Annotated in this window: 13 protein-coding genes and 1 pseudogene; 6 read left to right on the top strand and 8 right to left on the bottom strand. The window is 62.1% G+C overall.

Annotated features, from left to right (window positions below; translation table 11 throughout):
* Positions 1–8: 8 nt before the first annotated feature.
* A complete protein-coding gene (thiL, locus tag BN5935_RS00280; RefSeq protein WP_064974319.1) occupies positions 9–947 on the bottom strand; it encodes a thiamine-phosphate kinase in 939 nt (312 codons plus the stop codon).
* Positions 948–1064: 117 nt separating this feature from the next.
* On the opposite strand from thiL, the gene aroQ reads away from it, so the two are divergent.
* From aroQ to BN5935_RS00265, 3 genes are read left to right on the top strand one after another with little or no spacing between them, the layout of a single operon-like run.
* Entirely contained in the window at positions 1065–1484 is a 420-nt protein-coding gene (aroQ, locus tag BN5935_RS00275) for a type II 3-dehydroquinate dehydratase (RefSeq protein WP_064974318.1), read from the top strand.
* Between the two features lie 20 nt (positions 1485–1504).
* Entirely contained in the window at positions 1505–2980 is a 1476-nt protein-coding gene (gene pyk, locus BN5935_RS00270) for a pyruvate kinase (RefSeq protein WP_064974317.1), read from the top strand.
* A gap of 11 nt (positions 2981–2991) precedes the next feature.
* On the top strand, positions 2992–4452 hold the full coding sequence (locus BN5935_RS00265; protein WP_064974316.1) for a lipopolysaccharide biosynthesis protein: 1461 nt from the start codon (positions 2992–2994) through the stop codon (positions 4450–4452).
* A 30-nt stretch (positions 4453–4482) separates the two neighbouring features.
* On the opposite strand, the gene buk is transcribed toward BN5935_RS00265, so the two are convergent.
* From buk to BN5935_RS00230, 7 genes are all read right to left on the bottom strand, one after another.
* A complete protein-coding gene (gene buk / locus BN5935_RS00260) occupies positions 4483–5550 on the bottom strand; it encodes a butyrate kinase (protein ID WP_064976768.1) in 1068 nt (355 codons plus the stop codon).
* Between the two features lie 232 nt (positions 5551–5782).
* Positions 5783–6691 (bottom strand): phosphate acyltransferase, encoded by a 909-nt coding sequence (locus BN5935_RS00255; RefSeq protein ID WP_064974315.1) that lies wholly within the window; start codon positions 6689–6691, stop codon positions 5783–5785.
* Positions 6692–6726: 35 nt separating this feature from the next.
* Positions 6727–7929: an acetate/propionate family kinase gene (locus BN5935_RS00250; protein WP_064974314.1), complete on the bottom strand. Its 1203-nt coding sequence runs from the start codon at positions 7927–7929 to the stop codon at positions 6727–6729.
* Between the two features lie 216 nt (positions 7930–8145).
* Positions 8146–8517 carry a fluoride efflux transporter CrcB gene (crcB, locus tag BN5935_RS00245; RefSeq protein ID WP_064974313.1) on the bottom strand — a complete coding sequence of 124 codons (372 nt, stop codon included), beginning with the start codon at positions 8515–8517 and terminating at the stop codon, positions 8146–8148.
* Positions 8518–8639: 122 nt separating this feature from the next.
* Complete coding sequence (locus BN5935_RS00240) at positions 8640–9896, bottom strand: glutamate-5-semialdehyde dehydrogenase (RefSeq protein WP_064974312.1); 1257 nt, start codon at positions 9894–9896, stop codon at positions 8640–8642.
* 1 nt (position 9897) lies between these two features.
* The gene (gene proB / locus BN5935_RS00235; protein WP_064974311.1) at positions 9898–10989 is read right to left on the bottom strand and encodes a glutamate 5-kinase; all 1092 of its coding nucleotides are present in this window, start codon (positions 10987–10989) and stop codon (positions 9898–9900) included.
* A gap of 101 nt (positions 10990–11090) precedes the next feature.
* Entirely contained in the window at positions 11091–11765 is a 675-nt protein-coding gene (locus BN5935_RS00230; RefSeq protein ID WP_064974310.1) for a response regulator transcription factor, read from the bottom strand.
* A 126-nt stretch (positions 11766–11891) separates the two neighbouring features.
* Here BN5935_RS00230 and BN5935_RS00225 point away from each other — a divergent pair.
* The 3 genes and pseudogenes from BN5935_RS00225 to BN5935_RS00210 all read left to right on the top strand — a co-directional run bounded on the left by BN5935_RS00225 (position 11892) and on the right by BN5935_RS00210 (position 18068).
* Positions 11892–13963: pseudogene (locus BN5935_RS00225) on the top strand (DEAD/DEAH box helicase).
* A 182-nt stretch (positions 13964–14145) separates the two neighbouring features.
* Positions 14146–16434, top strand: coding sequence for a DUF349 domain-containing protein (locus tag BN5935_RS00215; protein ID WP_064974308.1), 2289 nt, complete (start codon positions 14146–14148; stop codon positions 16432–16434).
* A gap of 11 nt (positions 16435–16445) precedes the next feature.
* Positions 16446–18068, top strand: a complete 1623-nt coding sequence (locus BN5935_RS00210) for a CTP synthase (RefSeq protein WP_064974307.1) — start codon at positions 16446–16448, stop codon at positions 18066–18068.
* Positions 18069–18170: the final 102 nt, after the last annotated feature.

The raw sequence follows: 18170 nt of genomic DNA, 5'->3' as shown, positions 1-18170 counted from the left end.
AATATATATTAATAGTGCTCGAACCCGTGCCAGTCCAGCGGTTCGGGTTTTCCGTTGCGGAGCCACACGAGGCCCGGGGCGGCGGTGATGCGGCCGATGGGGTGGAGGGGGTTGCCGAAGCGGGCCGCGAACTCCGCGGCAAGGCGTTCGGCGGCATCGGGGGCGGCGGTGAGCAGCAGTTTGTAGTCTTCGCCCGCGCAGGCGGCCGTGCGGACATCGGCGCCCGGGGCGACGGGGATGCGTTCGACCTCCACCTCGGCGCCGACTCCCGACCGGTCGAGGATGTGCCGCAGGTCCGAAGCCAGCCCGTCCGAGAGGTCCATCATGGCGTGCACTTCCGGGCGGGTTCCGAACCAGAGACCCTCGGCGATCTGCGGCTGCGGGTTGCGGTGCACGGCGGCCAGCGGGGTGTCGGGGCGGCCTGCGAGGATATCCCGGAGCCCTGCGCCCGAGGCACCCAGTTGGCCCGCGGCGAAGATCACGTCGCCGGGGCGTGCGTCGCTGCGCCGCTTGAGGTTCGCAGAGGGGGCGCGGCCGATGGCCGTGACGTTGATCGTGATGCCCGACATGGAGCGCGTGGTGTCGCCTCCGACGAGGGCCGTGCCGGACGCGGCGGAGAGCTCCCGGTAGCCCTCGATGAACTCCGCGGCCCACGCATCGGCGGCATCCGCCGGGAGAGCTATGGAGAGGAGCGTGGCGACGGGGCGGGCGCCCATCGAAGCCACGTCGCTGAGGTTTACGGCAAGGGATTTGCGCCCCAGCTCCCGGGCCGTGGTGGCGGCGCGCAGGAAATGAACACCCTCGGTCAGCAGGTCGGCGGTGAAGACCAGCGACTCGCCGTCGCCGAGGGGCAGTATGGCGCAGTCGTCGCCGATGCCCTCGAACCCGTTGTCGGGGAGCGAGGCGAAGAGCGTGCGTATCTGTTCGATAAATCCGAATTCGGTCATGATATATTTCGTGTTGCCAGAAACAAAGGTACCGAAATTTGCTGAAAATAGCTATCTTTGCGAAGGAATTGAAGGCGGTGCGAAACCGCGGATACGGACAGAAAACAGCAGAAAAACATGAAAATATTGATTCTCAACGGCCCGAACCTCAATTTGCAGGGGCGGCGCGACACGGGGGTTTACGGATCGCAGACTTTCGAGTCGTATTTCGAGGGGCTGAAAAACCGCTACCCGGCGGTGGAATTCGCCTATTTCCAGTCGAACATCGAGGGCGAGCTGATCGACGCCGTGCAGCAGGCCGACGGTCGTTACGACGGCGTGGTGCTCAATGCAGGAGGTTATACGCACACCTCCGTGGCGCTGCGCGACGCCGTGTCGGCCGTGTCGGTGCCGGTGGTCGAGGTGCATATCTCGTCGATCCTCGCCCGCGAGGAGTTCCGCCATGTCTCGCTGCTGGCTCCCGTGGCCGCAGGGTCGATCATGGGATTCGGCCTGAATTCCTATCGGTTGGGCATCGAGGCCCTTTTGATTGATTAAAAATTAAAAAGCATTTCCATATGTATCGCATGAAAAAAACCAAGATTGTCGCCACGATGTCGGATTTCCGCTGCACCGAGGAGTTCGTTGCGAAACTTTTCGACGCCGGGATGGACGTGATCCGGATCAATTCGGCCCACGTCACGGAGGAGGGCGCCACGCGTATCGTCGAGACGGTACACCGGGTCAACCCGGCCATTCCGATCATGATCGACACCAAGGGCCCCGAAATCCGCGTGACGACGATCGCCGACGAATACGGGAACAGCATCAACTTCCGCACGGGCGACCGGGTGGCGGTGCGCGGTTCGGACGGTTCGGATTTCACCACCCGCAAGGTGGTCTACATGAACGTCCCCTCGATCGTGCGCGACATTCCGGTCGGGGCGCGGATGCTGATCGCCGACGGTGAACTGGAAATCCGCGTCGTGGGCAAATCGGACGAGGAGCTCGACTGTGAGTTTATCGTGGGCGGGGCCATGCGTTCGCGTAAGAGCGTCAATGTCCCGGGCGTGTCGATAGACCTTCCGTCGGTGACCGAGAAGGACCGCCGCTTTATCGAATGGGCCGTGAAGAACGACGTCGATTTCATCGCACACTCGTTCGTGCGCTCGGCCCGCGACATCAAGGCCGTGCAGGACATCCTCGACGCCCGCGGCAGCAACATCAAGATCATTTCGAAGATCGAGAATCAGGAGGGTCTGGACAATATCGACGAGATCATCGAGGCTTCCTACGGCATCATGGTCGCCCGCGGCGACTTGGGTGTGGAGCTTCCGGCCGAGGCGATTCCCAACACGCAGCGGCGCATCGTCGAGAAGTGCATCTGCGCCAAGCGTCCCGTAATCATCGCCACGCAGATGCTCTATTCGATGGTCAAGTCCCCGCGTCCGACGCGCGCCGAGGTGAGCGACGTGGCCAGCGCCATCTACGAGCGTGTGGACGCTGTGATGCTGAGCGACGAGACCGCCATGGGCGATTTCCCCGTGGAGTCGGTCGAAACGATGGCCCGCATCGCCCGGGAGATCGAACGCGACGAGACGCATTTCAAGCCCATGATCGACATGGACATGGTTTCGGTGAACCACGAGATCACGGCGCAGTTGGCCCGCTCGGCCGTGCGCGCCTCCACGAACCTGCCGATCAAATATGTGGTGCTCGACACCAAGACGGGCCGCACGGGGCGTTATCTGGCGGCGTTCCGCGGCCGTAAGACCGTAATGGCTGTCTGCTACCAGTTGCATGCCCAGCGTATTCTGGCCCTGTCGTACGGCGTGGTGCCGATTCTCCGGAATCAGGAGCTCACGGACCGTTACCACTTTCTGGTCGACGCGCTGGAGTTCATCGACCAGTATAAGAAACTGCACGACGAAGACCTGCTGGCCATCGTGGGCGGCAGTTTCGGTCCCGACGGCGGGGCCTCCTACGTCGAGATCGCCAACGTGCACAACATTCGCAAGCGCAACGAGGAGATTCTCGCGGCACAATGTAAGTAAACACCGACGGTTTGGGGGGACAGCTCAAAGAGAAGGTCGCGCAGGGCGTGGCGTGGAGCATGGCCGAGAAGATCGGCTCGATGCTGTTGGCCATGGCCGTGCGGCTGGTGGTCCTGCGCCTGCTGACGCCCGACATCCTCGGGTTCATGTCCATCCCCTCGGCCGTGGCGACCATCCTGCTGGTGGTGGTGGACAGCGGCTTCTCGCAGAGCCTGATCCGCCACCGCGACCCTTCGCAGAGCGACTACAAGTCGGTCTTCCTATTCAACATCGCCGTGTCGGTGGTGCTCTACGGTGCGCTGATGGCGCTGATGCCCTTTGCGGCGCGCTGGTACGGCATGCCCCAGATCGCACGGATCGCCCCGGTATTCTTCCTGCTGCTGCCGCTGAACGCCCTCTGCGCCGTGCAGAATACCATTTTCATCCGCCAGTTCCGCTTCGCGCTGCTCTCGAAGGTGACTTTCGCCTCGTCGCTCGTGGGCGGATTCGCGGCCATCGGCTGTGCGCTGGCCGGGTGGGGTATCTGGAGTCTGGTGGCCGAGCGGGTGATAACCGTCGGCGTGAGGACAGCGGTTCTGTGGTGGCTGAGCGACTGGCGGCCCTGCGGCAAGTGCAGCGTGAAGCCCCTGCGGGAGATGGCGCCTTTCGGGTGCAGTCTGATGGCGACCGACCTGATTTCGAACTTCTACAACAAGATACCCCAGTTCTTCCTCGGAAAACTCTATCCCGCGGCGACGCTCGGATCGTATGATCAGGCGGTCAAACTCAAGGACATGCCCGCGACGACCGGAATGCAGGCGGTGCAGAACGTCACCTATCCGGCCTTCTCGAAGATACGGGACGACGCTCCGAAACTGGCCGAAAGTTTCCGGCAGGTGGTGATGGTCGTCGCCTATGTGATGTTCCCGATCATGGCGGGGATGTCGGCCGTGGCGCACGACATGTTCGCCGTGTTGCTGGGCGAGGAGTGGATGTCCACGGCGCCCTATTTCGAGGTGGTGTGTCTGGCGGGGCTGTTCTCGCCGATCGCCGTGATCGCCTACAATATCCTGAAAGTCCAGTGTTCGGGGCCGCTGATCGTGCGGCTGGAAGTGGTGAAGAAAATCCTGATGACGGCGATCTTCGCCGTGACCATTCCCCACAGCGTGATGGCTGTGGTATGGGGACTGGTGGCCATTGCGTTCTGTGAGATGACGGTCAATTTCGCAGCCACGACCCGTTTCACGCCGCTGTCGTACGGACGTTTCATCCGCACGCTGCTGCCCCCGGCGCTGCTCACGGCGGCGATGTATGCCGCGGTGCGGCTCACGGCGGCGGCGATTCCCGGCAACGACCTGCTGCGGCTGGTCGCCGAAATCGCGGCGGGTGCCGCCTGCTACCTGCTACTCTCGGCGCTGTTCCGGCTGGAGGCTTTCCGCGAGGTGGTCTCCATCGTGCGCCGGCAACTGAAAAAGAAGGACCGCCCTGTCTGAGGCGGTCCGCTTGTTTTTCAAGGGACGAAGCTATTTGTAGACCTTCGGGGTGACGGTTCCCCGCAGTACGACCAATGCGTTCATCACCAGCGCTTCGAGTTCGTTCTCGCCGGGGTAGACCTCGACGGGGGCGATGAACCCGCAGTGTTCGCGGATATACTCCACGATGGGCTCGTTGTAGGCGATGCCGCCCGTGAGCAGGATTGCCTGCACCTTGCCCGAAAGGGCCGCGGCCATGGCGCCGATCTGCTTCGAGATGTTGTAGCACATGGATTCCAACACCTTTTTGGCCCGCTGGTCGCCCTCGGCGATGCGTTCCATGACCTGAATCACGGAGTTGGTGCCCAGATAGGCCACCAGTCCGCCTTTGCTCGAGATGAATTTCAGCAGCTCCTCCTTCGTATACTGTCCCGAGAAGCAGACTTTGATGAGTTCGCTCGATGGGATGCTGCCCGCACGGTCCGGGGCGAAAGGCCCGTCGCCGTCGAGCGCGTTGTTGACGTCGACGATGCGCCCCTGTCTGTGAGCCGCCACCGAGATGCCGCCGCCCATGTGGGCCACGATCAGGTTCGACTTCTCGTAGGTCCAGCCCGCGCGGTCGCAGTGCAGGCGCGCGATGGCTTTCTGGTTCAGGGCATGGAAGATCGGCTTGCGCGGGCACATCGGCATACCCGAAATGCGCGCCACGTCGTCCATCTCGTCGACCACGGGCGGGTCGGCGATGTAGGCTTTCACGCCCGCCATGTGGGCTATCTGCGCCGCAAGGAGTCCCCCGAGGTTGCAGGCGTGTTTCATCTGGGCGTTGCGCAAATCGTAGCGCATCCGCGAGTTGACCTCGTAAACTCCCGCCGGGATGGGCCGTATCAGGCCTCCGCGGCCGATTACGACCGACAAGTCCTTGATGTTGAACGACTGTTCGCGCAGGGCCGAGAGGATCAGCCCCCGGCGCCAGTCGAGCTGGTCGATGACGTCCGTAAATCGGGAAATCTCTTCGGTGGAGTGACGCAGGGTCAAATCCAACAAAGGCCGCTCCTCGTCGTAGAGGGCGACCTTTGTGGATGTTGAGCCGGGATTTATTGCTAAAACTTTGTAGCCCATAAGTTCTCGGTTCGTTTTTAACGTGAGTTCGACGGATTCGTAACGGTTGATGAATCGAAAATCCCCGTCAATCTGAAATCCGTCGAATTTTCGTTGCGGCATCCGCAAGATGCCGGATTTCATGTTGACATTCCCTCTAAATCTCCCTTTGTCAAAGGGAGACTTTCAGTCGGGACGCGTTGCTCTTTTTGTCGAACTGGTTTAAGGTTAGGTTAGCCCCGTATCCGGGTTTTTAGTTTTTCACCGCCAGACAGGCCAAAGCGATCGAATAGAGCTTGGTCTTGCTCGTGTCGCCGCGCGAGGTGAGTACGCAGGGGACTTTCGTACCCATGACCATCGCCGCCAGTTCGCCGCCGCAGAGGTGGGTCACCGACTTGAAGAAGACGTTGGCCGACTCGAGGTTGGGGAACAGCAGGCAGTCCGGGTCGCCGGCGACAGCCGAGCCCTTGACCTTCTTGTGCTCGGCGACGTCCTTGTAGAGCGCCACGTCGAGCGACAGCGGGCCGTCGACGACGACCTTGCCCAACTGACCGCGGTCGGCCATCTTGGCAAGCAACGCGCCTTCGGTCGAGGAGATCACGTTGGGGAGCAGTTGCTCCGAGGGGGCGATGCAGGCGATCTTCGGGGTCTCGATGCCCAGCAGGTTGGCCGTGCGGGCCAGATAGCCGATCTGCACCATCTTCTGCTTGAAGTCCGGCAGCGGAATCACGGCCACGTCGGAGATGATGAGCAGTTTGTGGTAGCAGGGCATCTCGACGATCGAGACGTGGCTCAGGACACCTTTCGGGGGGAACAGCCCGGCCTCCTTGTTGAGAATGCCGCGCATGTATTTGTCGGTCGAGACGAGGCCCTTCATCAGGACGTCGGCATTGCCCGAGACGACCGAGGCGACGGCCTGCTGGACGCACTTCACGTCGTTGGACTCGTCGACGATGTTGAATGCCTTGATGTCGATGTCGTTCTCCTCGCAGACCTGTTTGATAACTTCCTTGTCGCCGAAGAGCGTGGGCTCGACGAGCCCCTCCTTGTAAGCCTCGTAAACGGCTTCCAGCGTATGTGAATCCTGTCCGTAGGCAACGACAAGACGTTTTTTACCCCGTTTTCTCGCCTCCTCGACGATTTCGGTAAGATGCTGAATCATGGTATTGACGGTATTAATGTGTTAATGAAGAATGTTTATTTGACCAGATTGTAGGTGTCCGTGGCGATCACCAGCTCCTCGTTGGTGGCGATGGTGGCGACCTTGACCCTCGAATCGGCGGCCGAGAGGATCTTGTTCACCCCGCGGGCGCCCTTGTTGGCGGCGGGATCGAACCTGACGCCCATGAACTCCAGTCCGCGGCAGACCTCCTCGCGCATCTCGCACGAATTCTCGCCCACGCCGCCCGTGAAGATAATCATGTCCACGCCGCCCATTTCGGCTGCGTATTCGCCGATGAACTTCCGGATGCGTCCGTAGTGCATGTCGCGGGCCAGTATCGCACGGGGATTGCCCTCGTCGTAGGCCCGGTCGATGTCGCGCATGTCGCTCGAAATGTCTGAGATGCCCAGTACGCCCGATTTCTTGTTCATCATCTCGTTGAGCTGGGCGTAGGTCATGCCCTCCTTCTCGCCGATGAACGTGATGGCGCTGGCGTCCACCGAGCCGCAGCGCGTACCCATCACCAGTCCGTCGAGCGGCGAGAAGCCCATCGACGTGTCGAACGACTTGCCGTTGAGGATGGCCGTCACCGAAGCGCCGTTGCCGATGTGACAGGTGATGATCTTCGAGTTGTGGAAATCCAGTCCGGCGAGTTCGGCGCCCACTTGGGCCACATATTTGTGGCTGGTGCCGTGGAAGCCGTATTTGCGCACGCGGTACTTGTCATAGTAGGCGTGGGGCAGGGCGTAGAGGTAGTTCACCGCGGGGATCGTCTGGTGGAACGAGGTGTCGAAAACCGTGACCTGGGGAACGCCCGGCAGGACCTTTTCGATCGAAAGCACGCCTTCGAGGTTGGCGGGGTTGTGCAGCGGGGCGATCTCGAACAGCGAGCGGATCTTCTCTTTGGCATCTTCGGTGACGATGCAGCTTTCAGGGAAAAATTCGCCGCCGTGGGCCACGCGGTGACCGACGGCCTTCACTTCGTCGAGCGACGCGATCACGCCGTGTGCGGGGTCCGTCAGGGCATCGAGCACGAGTTTGATACCCGTCGTGTGGTCGGGGATCGGTTGGTGCAGCTCGAAATTCTCCTTGCCTACGGGTTTATGTACCAGATCGCCCTCCGGGAGGCCGATGCGCTCTACGATGCCTTTTGCGAGCAGCTTGCTCGACGACGGCTCCATGTCGATCACCTGATATTTGATCGACGACGAACCGCAGTTTAAAACCAGAATTACCATTTACTTCTATTTTAAGTTTTACTTTATTTTGTACGTTTGGCCGCTTTCGACCGGCGTTGTCGCGGCTTTCAGCCGCGTTTGCAAGTTGGACCCACCCCCAACCCCCGCCTTGGCGGGGGCTTAGTCGCGGCGCGACCGGGATTTCGTCCGGGTTGTCAACCGGAATTACAGCCTAAATGCGGGTTGATATGTCTTAAAACTTTCAATTTCCCGTTTTTAATTCTTCAATTGTGCTCCTGCCCACATGCCCAGCGCTGCGAAAGCGATGCAGACCCCGGCGCTCAGCGCAATGTAGGCCGCCGCGGGTCCGTAATCCCCGGCACGCAGCAACCGCACGGCATCGGCCGAAAAGGTCGAGAACGTGGTGAAGCCGCCGCAAAATCCTACGATAAGCAACCATCCTGCCGCAGCCGATGACGTCGCTTCCAGCAGAATGCCGATCAGCAGCGATCCGAGGGCGTTGACCGCGAACGTTCCGGCCGGAAATCCCAGCAGCGTGTGCCCTGCCAGCAGCCAGGCCGAGAGCATATAGCGGACGACGCTACCGGCGGCGCCTCCGAGGCCCACGGCTAAAAGTTCACGAATCATAAGTTAAATATAGGCATTATTTTACGGATGTGCAAATTTAAGCAAAAAATGATAACGATCTGTTTTATTTTTTGCCCGAATAGGTGGAAAAATTGTTAAATCCGCATTCGGAGCTGTCGTCGTTACGGTTCCCGGGTCTGCCCGTCTCCCGAAACGACATATTTGTAGGTCGTGAGTTCGGGAAGTCCCATCGGGCCCCGGGCGTGGAGCTTCTGGGTTGAGATGCCGACTTCGGCGCCGAAGCCGAACTGTCCCCCGTCGGTGAAGGCCGTCGAGACGTTGACGTAGACGCATGCGGCGTCGACCCGCTGCGAGAACTGCCGCGCCGTCTCCGCATTCTCGGTGATGATCGCCTCGCTGTGGCGCGAGGAGAAGCGTTCGATGTGGGCGAGGGTCTCGTCCAACGAACCGACGGTCTTGACGGCCAGTTTGTAGTCGAGGAACTCGGTGCCGAAATGCTCCTCTTCGGCGGGACGGAGCTGGCAGGCGGGGTAGCGGCCCGCGAGGGCGGCGTAAGCCTCCGCATCGGCATAGATCGTGACCCGTCGGGCAGCCATCGGGTCGCACAGTTTGGCGAGGTCGCCGAGGCGGTCGCGGTGGACGATGAGGCAGTCGAGGGCGTTGCAGACGCTCACGCGGCGCGTCTTGGCGTTGCAGACGATGGCGCGGCCTTTGGCGAGGTCGCCCTCTGCGTCGAAATAGGTGTGGACGATGCCGGCGCCGGTCTCGATGACGGGGATGCGGGCGTTCTCGCGCACGAAGCGGATCAGCCCCGCACCGCCGCGGGGAATCACCACATCGACATAGCCCACGGCCCCGAGCAGGGCCGCCACGGCTTCGTGGCCGGAGGGCAGCAGGGTGAAGGCTGCCGGGTCGATGTCTTCGCTGCGGAGCGCTTCGTGGAGCAGGGCGGCGATGGCTTCGTTGGAGTGGCGGGCATCGCTGCCGCCTTTCAGCACGCAGGCATTGCCGGTTTTCAGGCATAACGAGAAGATGTCGGCCGTGACGTTGGGGCGCGCCTCGCAGACCATGCCCACGACGCCGAACGGCACGCGGATCTTGCGGACGGTCATGCCGTTGGGACGGCTCCATTCGTCGATCGTCGCGCCCTGCGGCGCGGGGAGCCCGGCGACGGATTCCATGTCGGAGGCGATGCCTGCGATGCGCTCGGGCGTTAGCCGCAGTCGGTCGCGCATGGGCGAGTCGGCGGCCATGGCCGCGAGGTCGAGGGCGTTGGCCGCGAGGAGTTTTTCGGTGTTTTCCCGCAGCAGGGCGGCGGCTCTCACCACGGCGCGGCTCAGGGTGGCGTCGTCGGTCCGGGCCAGTTCGGTCCCGGCGCGGCGGGCGGCGGCGAACCGGGTTTCGTATTGCGTGTCCATCTTATTCCAAATATAAGTAATCGCAGTGGATCAGGGGTTTGAGACCTTTGCGGCCCAGATTGCGGCGTGCCGTGTCGCTGTCGCACGAGATGCGGCCCACGCCCAGCGGCGTGCCTTCGGGCGAGAGGATGCGCACGATGTCGTCGCGTTCGAACTCTCCCTCGACGGCGGTGACCCCCACGGCGAGGATGCTCGCGGCCTTGCTCTGCGAAATGGCCGCGGCGGCTCCGGCGTCGAGGTGCAGGGCTCCCTTGGCGAAGCCCTCGCTGCTGGCGATCCATTTCTTGACCCCCGAGGCGGGGCGGGGCGCCGCTTCGAAGCGGGTGCATACGACGTCGCGGTCTGTGAGGGCCAGATCGGTCAGAATACCGTCGCGGCGGCCGTTGGCGATCACGACCTCGATGCCCTCGCCCGCGACGCGCGACGAGATGCGGCTTTTGGTCGTCATGCCCCCGCGGCCGCGCGAGGAGCGAGCCGTGTCGATGTACTGCGAGAGGTCGCGGCCCGGAGCCACGCTGCGGATGACCTGCGACGCGGGGTCGGCGGGCGGACCGTCGTAGATGCCGTCGATGTTGCTCAGGATGATGAGCGCCTCGGCGTCCATCATCGCGGCCACGAGGCCCGAGAGTTCGTCGTTGTCGGTGAACATCAGCTCGGTGACCGAGATGGTGTCGTTCTCGTTGACGATAGGCACCACGCCGGCGGCGAGCATCGCCTCCATGCAGTTGCGCTGGTTGAGGTACTGGCGCCGCGTGGAGAGGCTCTCCTTGGTGGTCAGCACCTGCCCGCAGGCGATGCCGTATTCGTGGAAAAGGTCGTAATAGCGGTTCAGGAGTTTCACCTGTCCGACGGCCGAAAAGAGCTGGCGGGCCGAAACGGTGTCGATGCGCCCGACCTTGGGTTCGAGGATGCTGCGGCCCGAGGCCACGGCCCCCGACGAGACGAGGATCACCTCGACCCCCGCGCGGTAGAGCCCCGCGATCTGGTCCACGAGCGCCGAGATGCGCGTGGTGTCGGGCCGTCCGTCTTCGCGGGTCAGCACGTTGCTGCCGATCTTGATGACGATGCGGCGGTATTTTCGCAATTTGTCCATATATTTTCCTAACTAACCTGTCATGTATTCCATACCGGAGGATGGCGGCGCGGAACCGGACGAAAACGGCGTGCCCGTTCTCCGCCCCTAAAACCCGCTTTTTAAACGGGTATGTATTTATAGCCGACGCCTTTGACCGTGACGATGCGTTCGTCGCCGATCTTCTGGCGCAGTTTGCGGATGTGGACGTCGATCGTGCGGTCGCCCACGACCACCTCCGTGCCCCAGATCTTGGCGTAGATCTCCTCGCGGGGAATCAGTCGTCCCGGCGACGAGCAGAGCAGGTCCAACAGCGCGAACTCCTTGCGCGGAAGGGCGATCTCCTGCCCGTCGCGGATCACCGTGTAACGGTCGCGGTCGACCGTGATGCCCGGGGCCGGGGGCGCAGCGGGGGCCGCGTCGGCGTCGATGCGCTTGAGGATCGCCTGCACGCGGCTCACCAGCAGCTTCATCTTGATCGGCTTGGTCAAATAGTCGTCGGCACCCACGCCGAACCCCGCCAACTGCTGCTGTTCCTCGCCCAGCGCCGAGAGGAAAACCACCATCGTATCCTTCAGCACGGGGTTCTCGCGGATGGCCCGGCAGGTCTGCGCCCCGTCCATCACCGGCATCATCATGTCGAGCAGGATCAGGTGCGGGCGGCATTCGGCGGCCACCTTGAGCGCCTCGGCGCCGTTCTGGGCCGTGAAAACTTCGTAACCCTCGCGGACGAGGTTGTAACGGACGAATTCGAGGATGTCGACCTCGTCGTCGACCAGCAGGATGCGATGACTCATGGTTGCGGTTTTAGGCGGCGGCGCCCGTCGCGCGGGGCCGTCATGCGGATAACTTTGCGAAGATAGTGATTTTCCGGCGAATAATCCAATAAATTATCGTACCTTTGGCCCTTCAACTATTCATATATGATCAACGAAGCTGATTTCAGCACCTTAGGCCTTAGCGACGAAATGCTCGCGGCCGTCCAAGCAAAAGGGTTCGAAAGCCCTACTTCCATTCAACGACTTACGATTCCCCGTCTGCTCTCCGGAGAAAACGACATCATCGCACAATCCCAGACCGGTACGGGCAAGACGGCGGCTTTCGGGCTGCCGATACTCCAGCAGATCGAACATTCGACGGAGGGAGTGCAGTCCATCATCCTCGTCCCGACGCGCGAACTGGCCGTGCAGGCAGCCGAAGAGCTGCTGAGCTACAACCGTGAACGGCGGCTCTCGATCACGGCCATCTACGGAGGCGCCGCGATGAGCGAACAGTTGCGCCGCCTGTCGCGGGGCGTCGACATCGTCGTCGGAACCCCCGGCCGTGTGCTGGACCACATCCGCCGCGGCACGCTCAAATTGGACAAGGTCCGTTTCCTCGTTCTGGACGAGGCCGACGAGATGCTCAACATGGGTTTCGTCGAGGATGTCGAGGAGATCATGAGCCATACGGGCGAAGAGCGCCGCGTGCTGCTCTTTTCGGCCACGATGCCCGAGCGGATCATCCGTCTTTCGGAGGCTTACATGCGTAATACGGAGGTCCTGCGCGTGGAGTCGCAGCACCTGATGACCGACCTCACGAACCAGATCTATTTCGAAGTGCGCGAGGCCGACAAGTTCGACGCCATGACGCGCATCATCGACATCGAACCGGACTTTTACGGCATCGTCTTCTGCCGCACGAAAATCGGCGTGGACGAGGTGGCGACGCGACTGGTGGCGCAGGGCTATTCGGCCGAAGGGTTGCACGGCGACGTGTCGCAGGCCCAGCGCGAAAAGATTCTGCGCAAGTTCCGCGACAAGGCGGTCAACATACTGGTAGCCACCGACGTCGCCGCGCGCGGCATCGACGTGTCGAACCTCTCGCATGTCATCAACTATTCGCTGCCGCAGGATTCGGAGAGCTACGTTCACCGCATCGGCCGCACGGGGCGTGCCGGGCGTCAGGGTACGGCCATCACCTTTATTTCGAACGCCGAACTGCGGCGTTTCAACTGGATGATGCGCGATATCAAGGCCGACATCAAGCGCGAAACGCTGCCCTCGCCGCAGGATATCGTGGCGATGAAGCGCGCCAAGATCAAGGACGATCTGCAGGAGATCGTCGAGTGCGAGGCTTACGGCGACTATGCCGACATCGCCGCCGAACTGCTCGAAGCCTATGCACCCGACGTGGCGCTGGGAGCCTTGCTCCGGCTGGCGTTCCGCAGCGAACTCGACCAGAGCAACTACCCCGAAATCCGTTCGTTCTCGGTCGACCGCAAGGGCAAGACCCGGCTGTTCCTGACCCTCGGGTCGCGCGACGGCTATACGGGCCGCAAGCTGGTCGACATGCTCAAACGCAAATGCGGGCTGAGGGACAAGAATATCGACGACGTGCGCGTCTTCGAGAACTATTCGCTGGTGAGCGTGCCGTTCAGCGACGCCGAGAGTGTCGTGAGCCGGCTCAACGCCTCGGGAGGACGCCGCCGCATCGCCCGGATCGACCGCGAGGATGCGGCCGGAGGAGCCAAGCAGGGGCAGGGCGATGCTGTTGAGGCGCCCCGTGTCTGCCGACGGTCGAGTGCCTGCGCGAAATGATGGACGAGAAGGACCTGTGGCCCGTCAACAAGGCGGTCTGGGACTACTCCGACGGAGGAAGAGCAGGGCCCGGTCCCGAAAGGCGGAGCCGCCGCCGGGATGCCGACGCCGCGCCGCAGGCCGAGGCCGCGGAGCGTCCCGTGAAACGGGGCCGGAAGGCCGAGGCTCCGGCGGAGGAGCCCCGCCCGGAGACGCGGAGCCGGAAAAAGGCCGCGAACGACTGGAGCGCGCCCCCGACGGGCGGTAACGAAGCGTTCGACTGGGAGGCTTTTCAGCGTTACGACGACGCTGCGGCATGGGAGAAACCCAAGCGCGGCGGAGCCGGAACCAAGAGCGTGCGCCGCGGGGCGCGTCCCGTCACGACGGGCCGTCAGGCCGCGCCCAAGCGTCTTGCCGCCAAGGGGCGCAAGCGCTGACGACGGGCCGGAAACGTCCGGAAAATCACGCTGCCGTGCCGGGATGCAGGGGTTTCTCTCGTCCGGATGGCGGCGTTGTTGCATCTTTTGGCGAAATCATTTCCGGATTCCGCATAAAATGGTTACATTTGCAAGATTTATATACCCCCGTATATATACGGGAATCAAAAATGCGTACTGAGATGGCTACTGAAAAACCGACACTTCCTGCTCCCGAGGAGTATGTCAGCCCTGCGGCTGAAGATGTGCAAGCGAATCCTGCCGTGACTGCCGAAGTCCCCGAAACCCAAAATCCCGTCGCCGAGGCGTCTGCCGAAGCGGAGGCTGTTCCCGCCGCGGAAGTCGTCGGGACGCCCGCCGAGACTGCCCCTGCCGAGGAGAAAGCTCCTGCGGAAGAGGCTGTTCCCGTCGAGGAGGCCCCTGCCGAGGAGGCTCCTGCGGAAGAGGCTGTTCCCGTTGAGGAGGCCCCTGTCGAGGAGGAAGCTCCTGCGGAAAAGGCCGCTCCCGTCGAGGAGGTCCCTGCCGAAGAGACCGCTCCGCGGGCCAAGCGCGCCCGCATCCAGCCGGCGGCCGAACCTGTGGCCGAAGCGGTCGAGGAAGAGGCTGCTCCGGGTGACGCACAAGTGGATTTCGCCGATGAGGAGGCTGCGCTCGCCGCGCAGAACGCCGGGCTGGATATCGAGGGCGAGACGCCCGAGGAGGCCGCGGCCGACCAGCTTGCGGAGGAGACGCCCGACGCCGCGGACAAGTTCGCCGGCAAAGGTAAGGAGGAGTTGGTGGCGCTGTTCGCCCGGATGCTCGAAGAGCAGCCCGTGCAGTCGATCCGCCGGGATGTCGAGGCGCTGAAGATCGCCTTCTACCGCATCCGCCGCGCCGAGGTCGAGGCCGCACGCCGCCGCTTCGTCGAGGAGGGCGGCGCCGAAGAGGATTTCGCCCCGTCGGTGGACGGTGCCGAGGTCCAGCTCAAGGAGCAGTTCAAGATATACCGCCAGCGCCGCGACGCCTTCATCGCCAACCTCGAGGCCGAGAAAGAGGCCAATCTCAAGGTCAAGCAGACGATCATCGAGGAGCTGAAGGAACTGGTCAACTCGGACGAGACGCTCAACCATACGTTCAACAAGTTCCGCGAACTCCAGCAGCGCTGGCGGGATACGGGCGTCGTCCCCCAGCAGTACATCAAGGACCTGTGGGAGACCTATAACCTCCATGTCGAGAATTTCTACAGCTTCATCAAGATCAACAAGGAGCTGCGCGACCTCGACCTGAAGAAGAATTACGAGCAGAAGATCGCCCTCTGCGAGCAGGCCGAGGCGCTGATCCTCGAGCCGTCGGTGGTCGAGGCGTTCCACAAGCTGCAGAAGCTCCACGACGAGTGGCGCGAGACGGGCCCCGTGGCCAACGAATATAAGGAGATGCTTTGGGAGCGTTTCAAGGCCGCATCGAGCCGCATCAACAAACAGCATCAGGAGCATTTCGAGACGTTGAAGGGCGAGCAGGTCCGAAACCTCGAACTCAAGACCGAGCTTTGCGCCGCGACCGAGGAGCTTTCGGCGCAGCCGCTGACCACCCGCAAGGAGTGGAACAAGGCGAGCGACCGTCTGCTGGAGATTCAGAAGACTTGGAAGACCATCGGCTTCGCGCCCAAGAAGGATAACAACCGCATCTACGAGCGTTTCCGCACGGCGTGCGACCGCTTCTTCGAGGCCAAGCGGCAGTTCTACGCCGGGATGAAAACCGAGATGGAGCACAACCTCCAGCAGAAGACCGAGATATGCGAGGCCGCCGAGTCGCTGATGAACAGCGAGGAGTGGAAGAAGACCACCGACGAACTGATCGCCCTGCAGGCCCGCTGGAAGCAGATCGGGGCCGTGTCGCGGCGTCATTCGGATGCCATCTGGAAGCGTTTCCGCGCCGCCTGCGACAAGTTCTTCGAGCGCAAGGCGTCGCACTTCGCAAGCGTCGACGGCGAGCACGAGGAGAATTTGCAGAAGAAACTCGCCCTGCTGGCCGAAATGGCCGAGGCCGACGTGAAGGCCGGCGGTTACGAGGTAATCCGCGAGTTCCAGCGCCGCTGGGGCGAGATCGGATTCGTGCCCATCAAGCAGAAGGACTCCATCCAGAAGAAATACAAGGCCGCCGTCGACGAGCTGTTCAACACGCTGCGCGGTTCGGAGCGCGACCGTTCGATGGGACGCTTCCGCGAGAAGGTGTCGTCGCTCAAGGCGTCGGGCGACCGTCGCTTGCGCACGGAGCGCGAGCGTCTCTACAACAAGGTGCGCCAGTTGGAGCAGGAGATCGCGCTGCTGGAGAACAACATCGGGTTCTTCGCCAAGTCGAAGAACGCCGAAGCGCTGGTGGCCGACGTGCGTGCGAAGATCGACCGGGCCCGCGAGGAGATGGCCGCGGCCGTCGAGAAGGTGAAGCTGATCGACAGACAGGAGCAGGAAGAACAGAACAACGAAAATAAATAGTCAATACAGTAATGAAACTTTCCAAACCCAAGTACATATTCGTAACGGGCGGTGTTGCGTCGTCGCTCGGAAAGGGTATTATTTCGGCCTCGATCGCACGGCTGCTCCAAGCCCGCGGTTATTCGGTGACCATTCAGAAGCTCGACCCCTACATCAACGTCGATCCCGGAACGCTCAACCCCTATGAGCACGGCGAGTGTTATGTCACCGAGGACGGCGCCGAGACCGACCTCGATCTGGGACACTACGAACGCTTCACGAACCAGCCCACGTCGAAGGCCAACAACGTCACGACGGGCCGCATCTACAAGAGCGTCATCGAGAAGGAGCGCAAGGGCGAGTACCTGGGCAAGACCGTGCAGGTCATCCCCCACATCACCGACGAGATCAAGCGCCGCATCCAGTTGCTGGCGCAGACCAAGAAATACGACGTCATCATCACCGAGATCGGCGGTACGGTCGGCGACATCGAGTCGCAGCCGTTCATCGAGTCGGTGCGCCAGTTGCGCTACTCGCTGGGGTACAAGAACACGGCGCTGGTACACCTGACGCTGATCCCCTACATGGCCGCTTCGGGCGAGATGAAGACCAAACCCACGCAGCACTCGGTGAAGGCGCTGCTGGAGAACGGTCTCCAGCCCGATATCCTCGTGCTGCGCGCCGAGCATACGCTGACCACGGCGCTCAAACGCAAGGTGGCGTTGTTCTGCAACGTCGACGCCAACGCCGTGATGGAGTCGATCGACGTGCCGACGATCTACGAGGTGCCGATCAAGATGCACGAGCAGCATCTGGACGAGGTGGTGCTGGACAAGCTCAACCTCCCGGCCGACAAGGAGCCCGACATGGCCGCATGGAGCGCTTTCGTCGGCAAGATCAAGCATCCGTCGAAGAAGATCGAGATCGCGCTGGTGGGCAAGTACACCGAGCTGCCCGACGCCTACAAGTCGATCTGCGAGTCGTTCATCCACGCCGGAGCCGTCAACGACTGCAAGGTGAAGCTCCGCTATATCAATTCGGAGAAGGTCACCCGCGATACGGCCGCTTCGCTGCTGGGCAAGATGTCGGGTATTCTGGTGGCTCCGGGATTCGGCAACCGCGGCATCGAAGGCAAGATCGAGGCTGTGCGCTTCGCCCGTGAGAACGGCATTCCGTTCCTTGGCATCTGTTTGGGTATGCAGTGCGCCGTGATCGAGTTCGCCCGCAACGTACTGGGGCTGTCCGACGCCAATTCGAGCGAAATGGAGCAGGCGACGGCCCATCCGGTGATCGACCTGATGGAGGAGCAGAAGGGCGTGACGGCCAAGGGCGGCACGATGCGTCTGGGCGCCTATCCCTGCACGTTGAAGAAGGGTTCGAAGGCGGCTGCGGCTTACGGCAAGCTCAATATTTCGGAGCGCCACCGCCACCGCTACGAGTTCAACAACGACTATCTGGAGCAGTTCGAGGCCGCCGGCATGAAGGCCGTGGGCGTCAATCCCGATACCAATCTGGTGGAGGCCGTCGAGATCGAGAACCATCCGTGGTTCGTCGGCGTGCAGTACCATCCCGAATACAAGAGCACCGTGCTGAGCCCCTCGCCGCTGTTCGTGGCCTTCGTGAAGGCCGCGCTGGAATATGCGGCAAAGAAGTAAGGAAGAAAGATAATAGGATGTACCATTTCTTGCAATCGACTCTCGTTTTTTCGCCGCCTGCGGCGTCGTTTACAAATTTGACCCACCCCCAAACCCCCGCCT

Source organism: Alistipes provencensis, from assembly GCF_900083545.1.
Classification (GTDB): Bacteria; Bacteroidota; Bacteroidia; order Bacteroidales; family Rikenellaceae; genus Alistipes; species Alistipes provencensis.
This window is presented reverse-complemented; position numbering and strand designations above follow the sequence as displayed.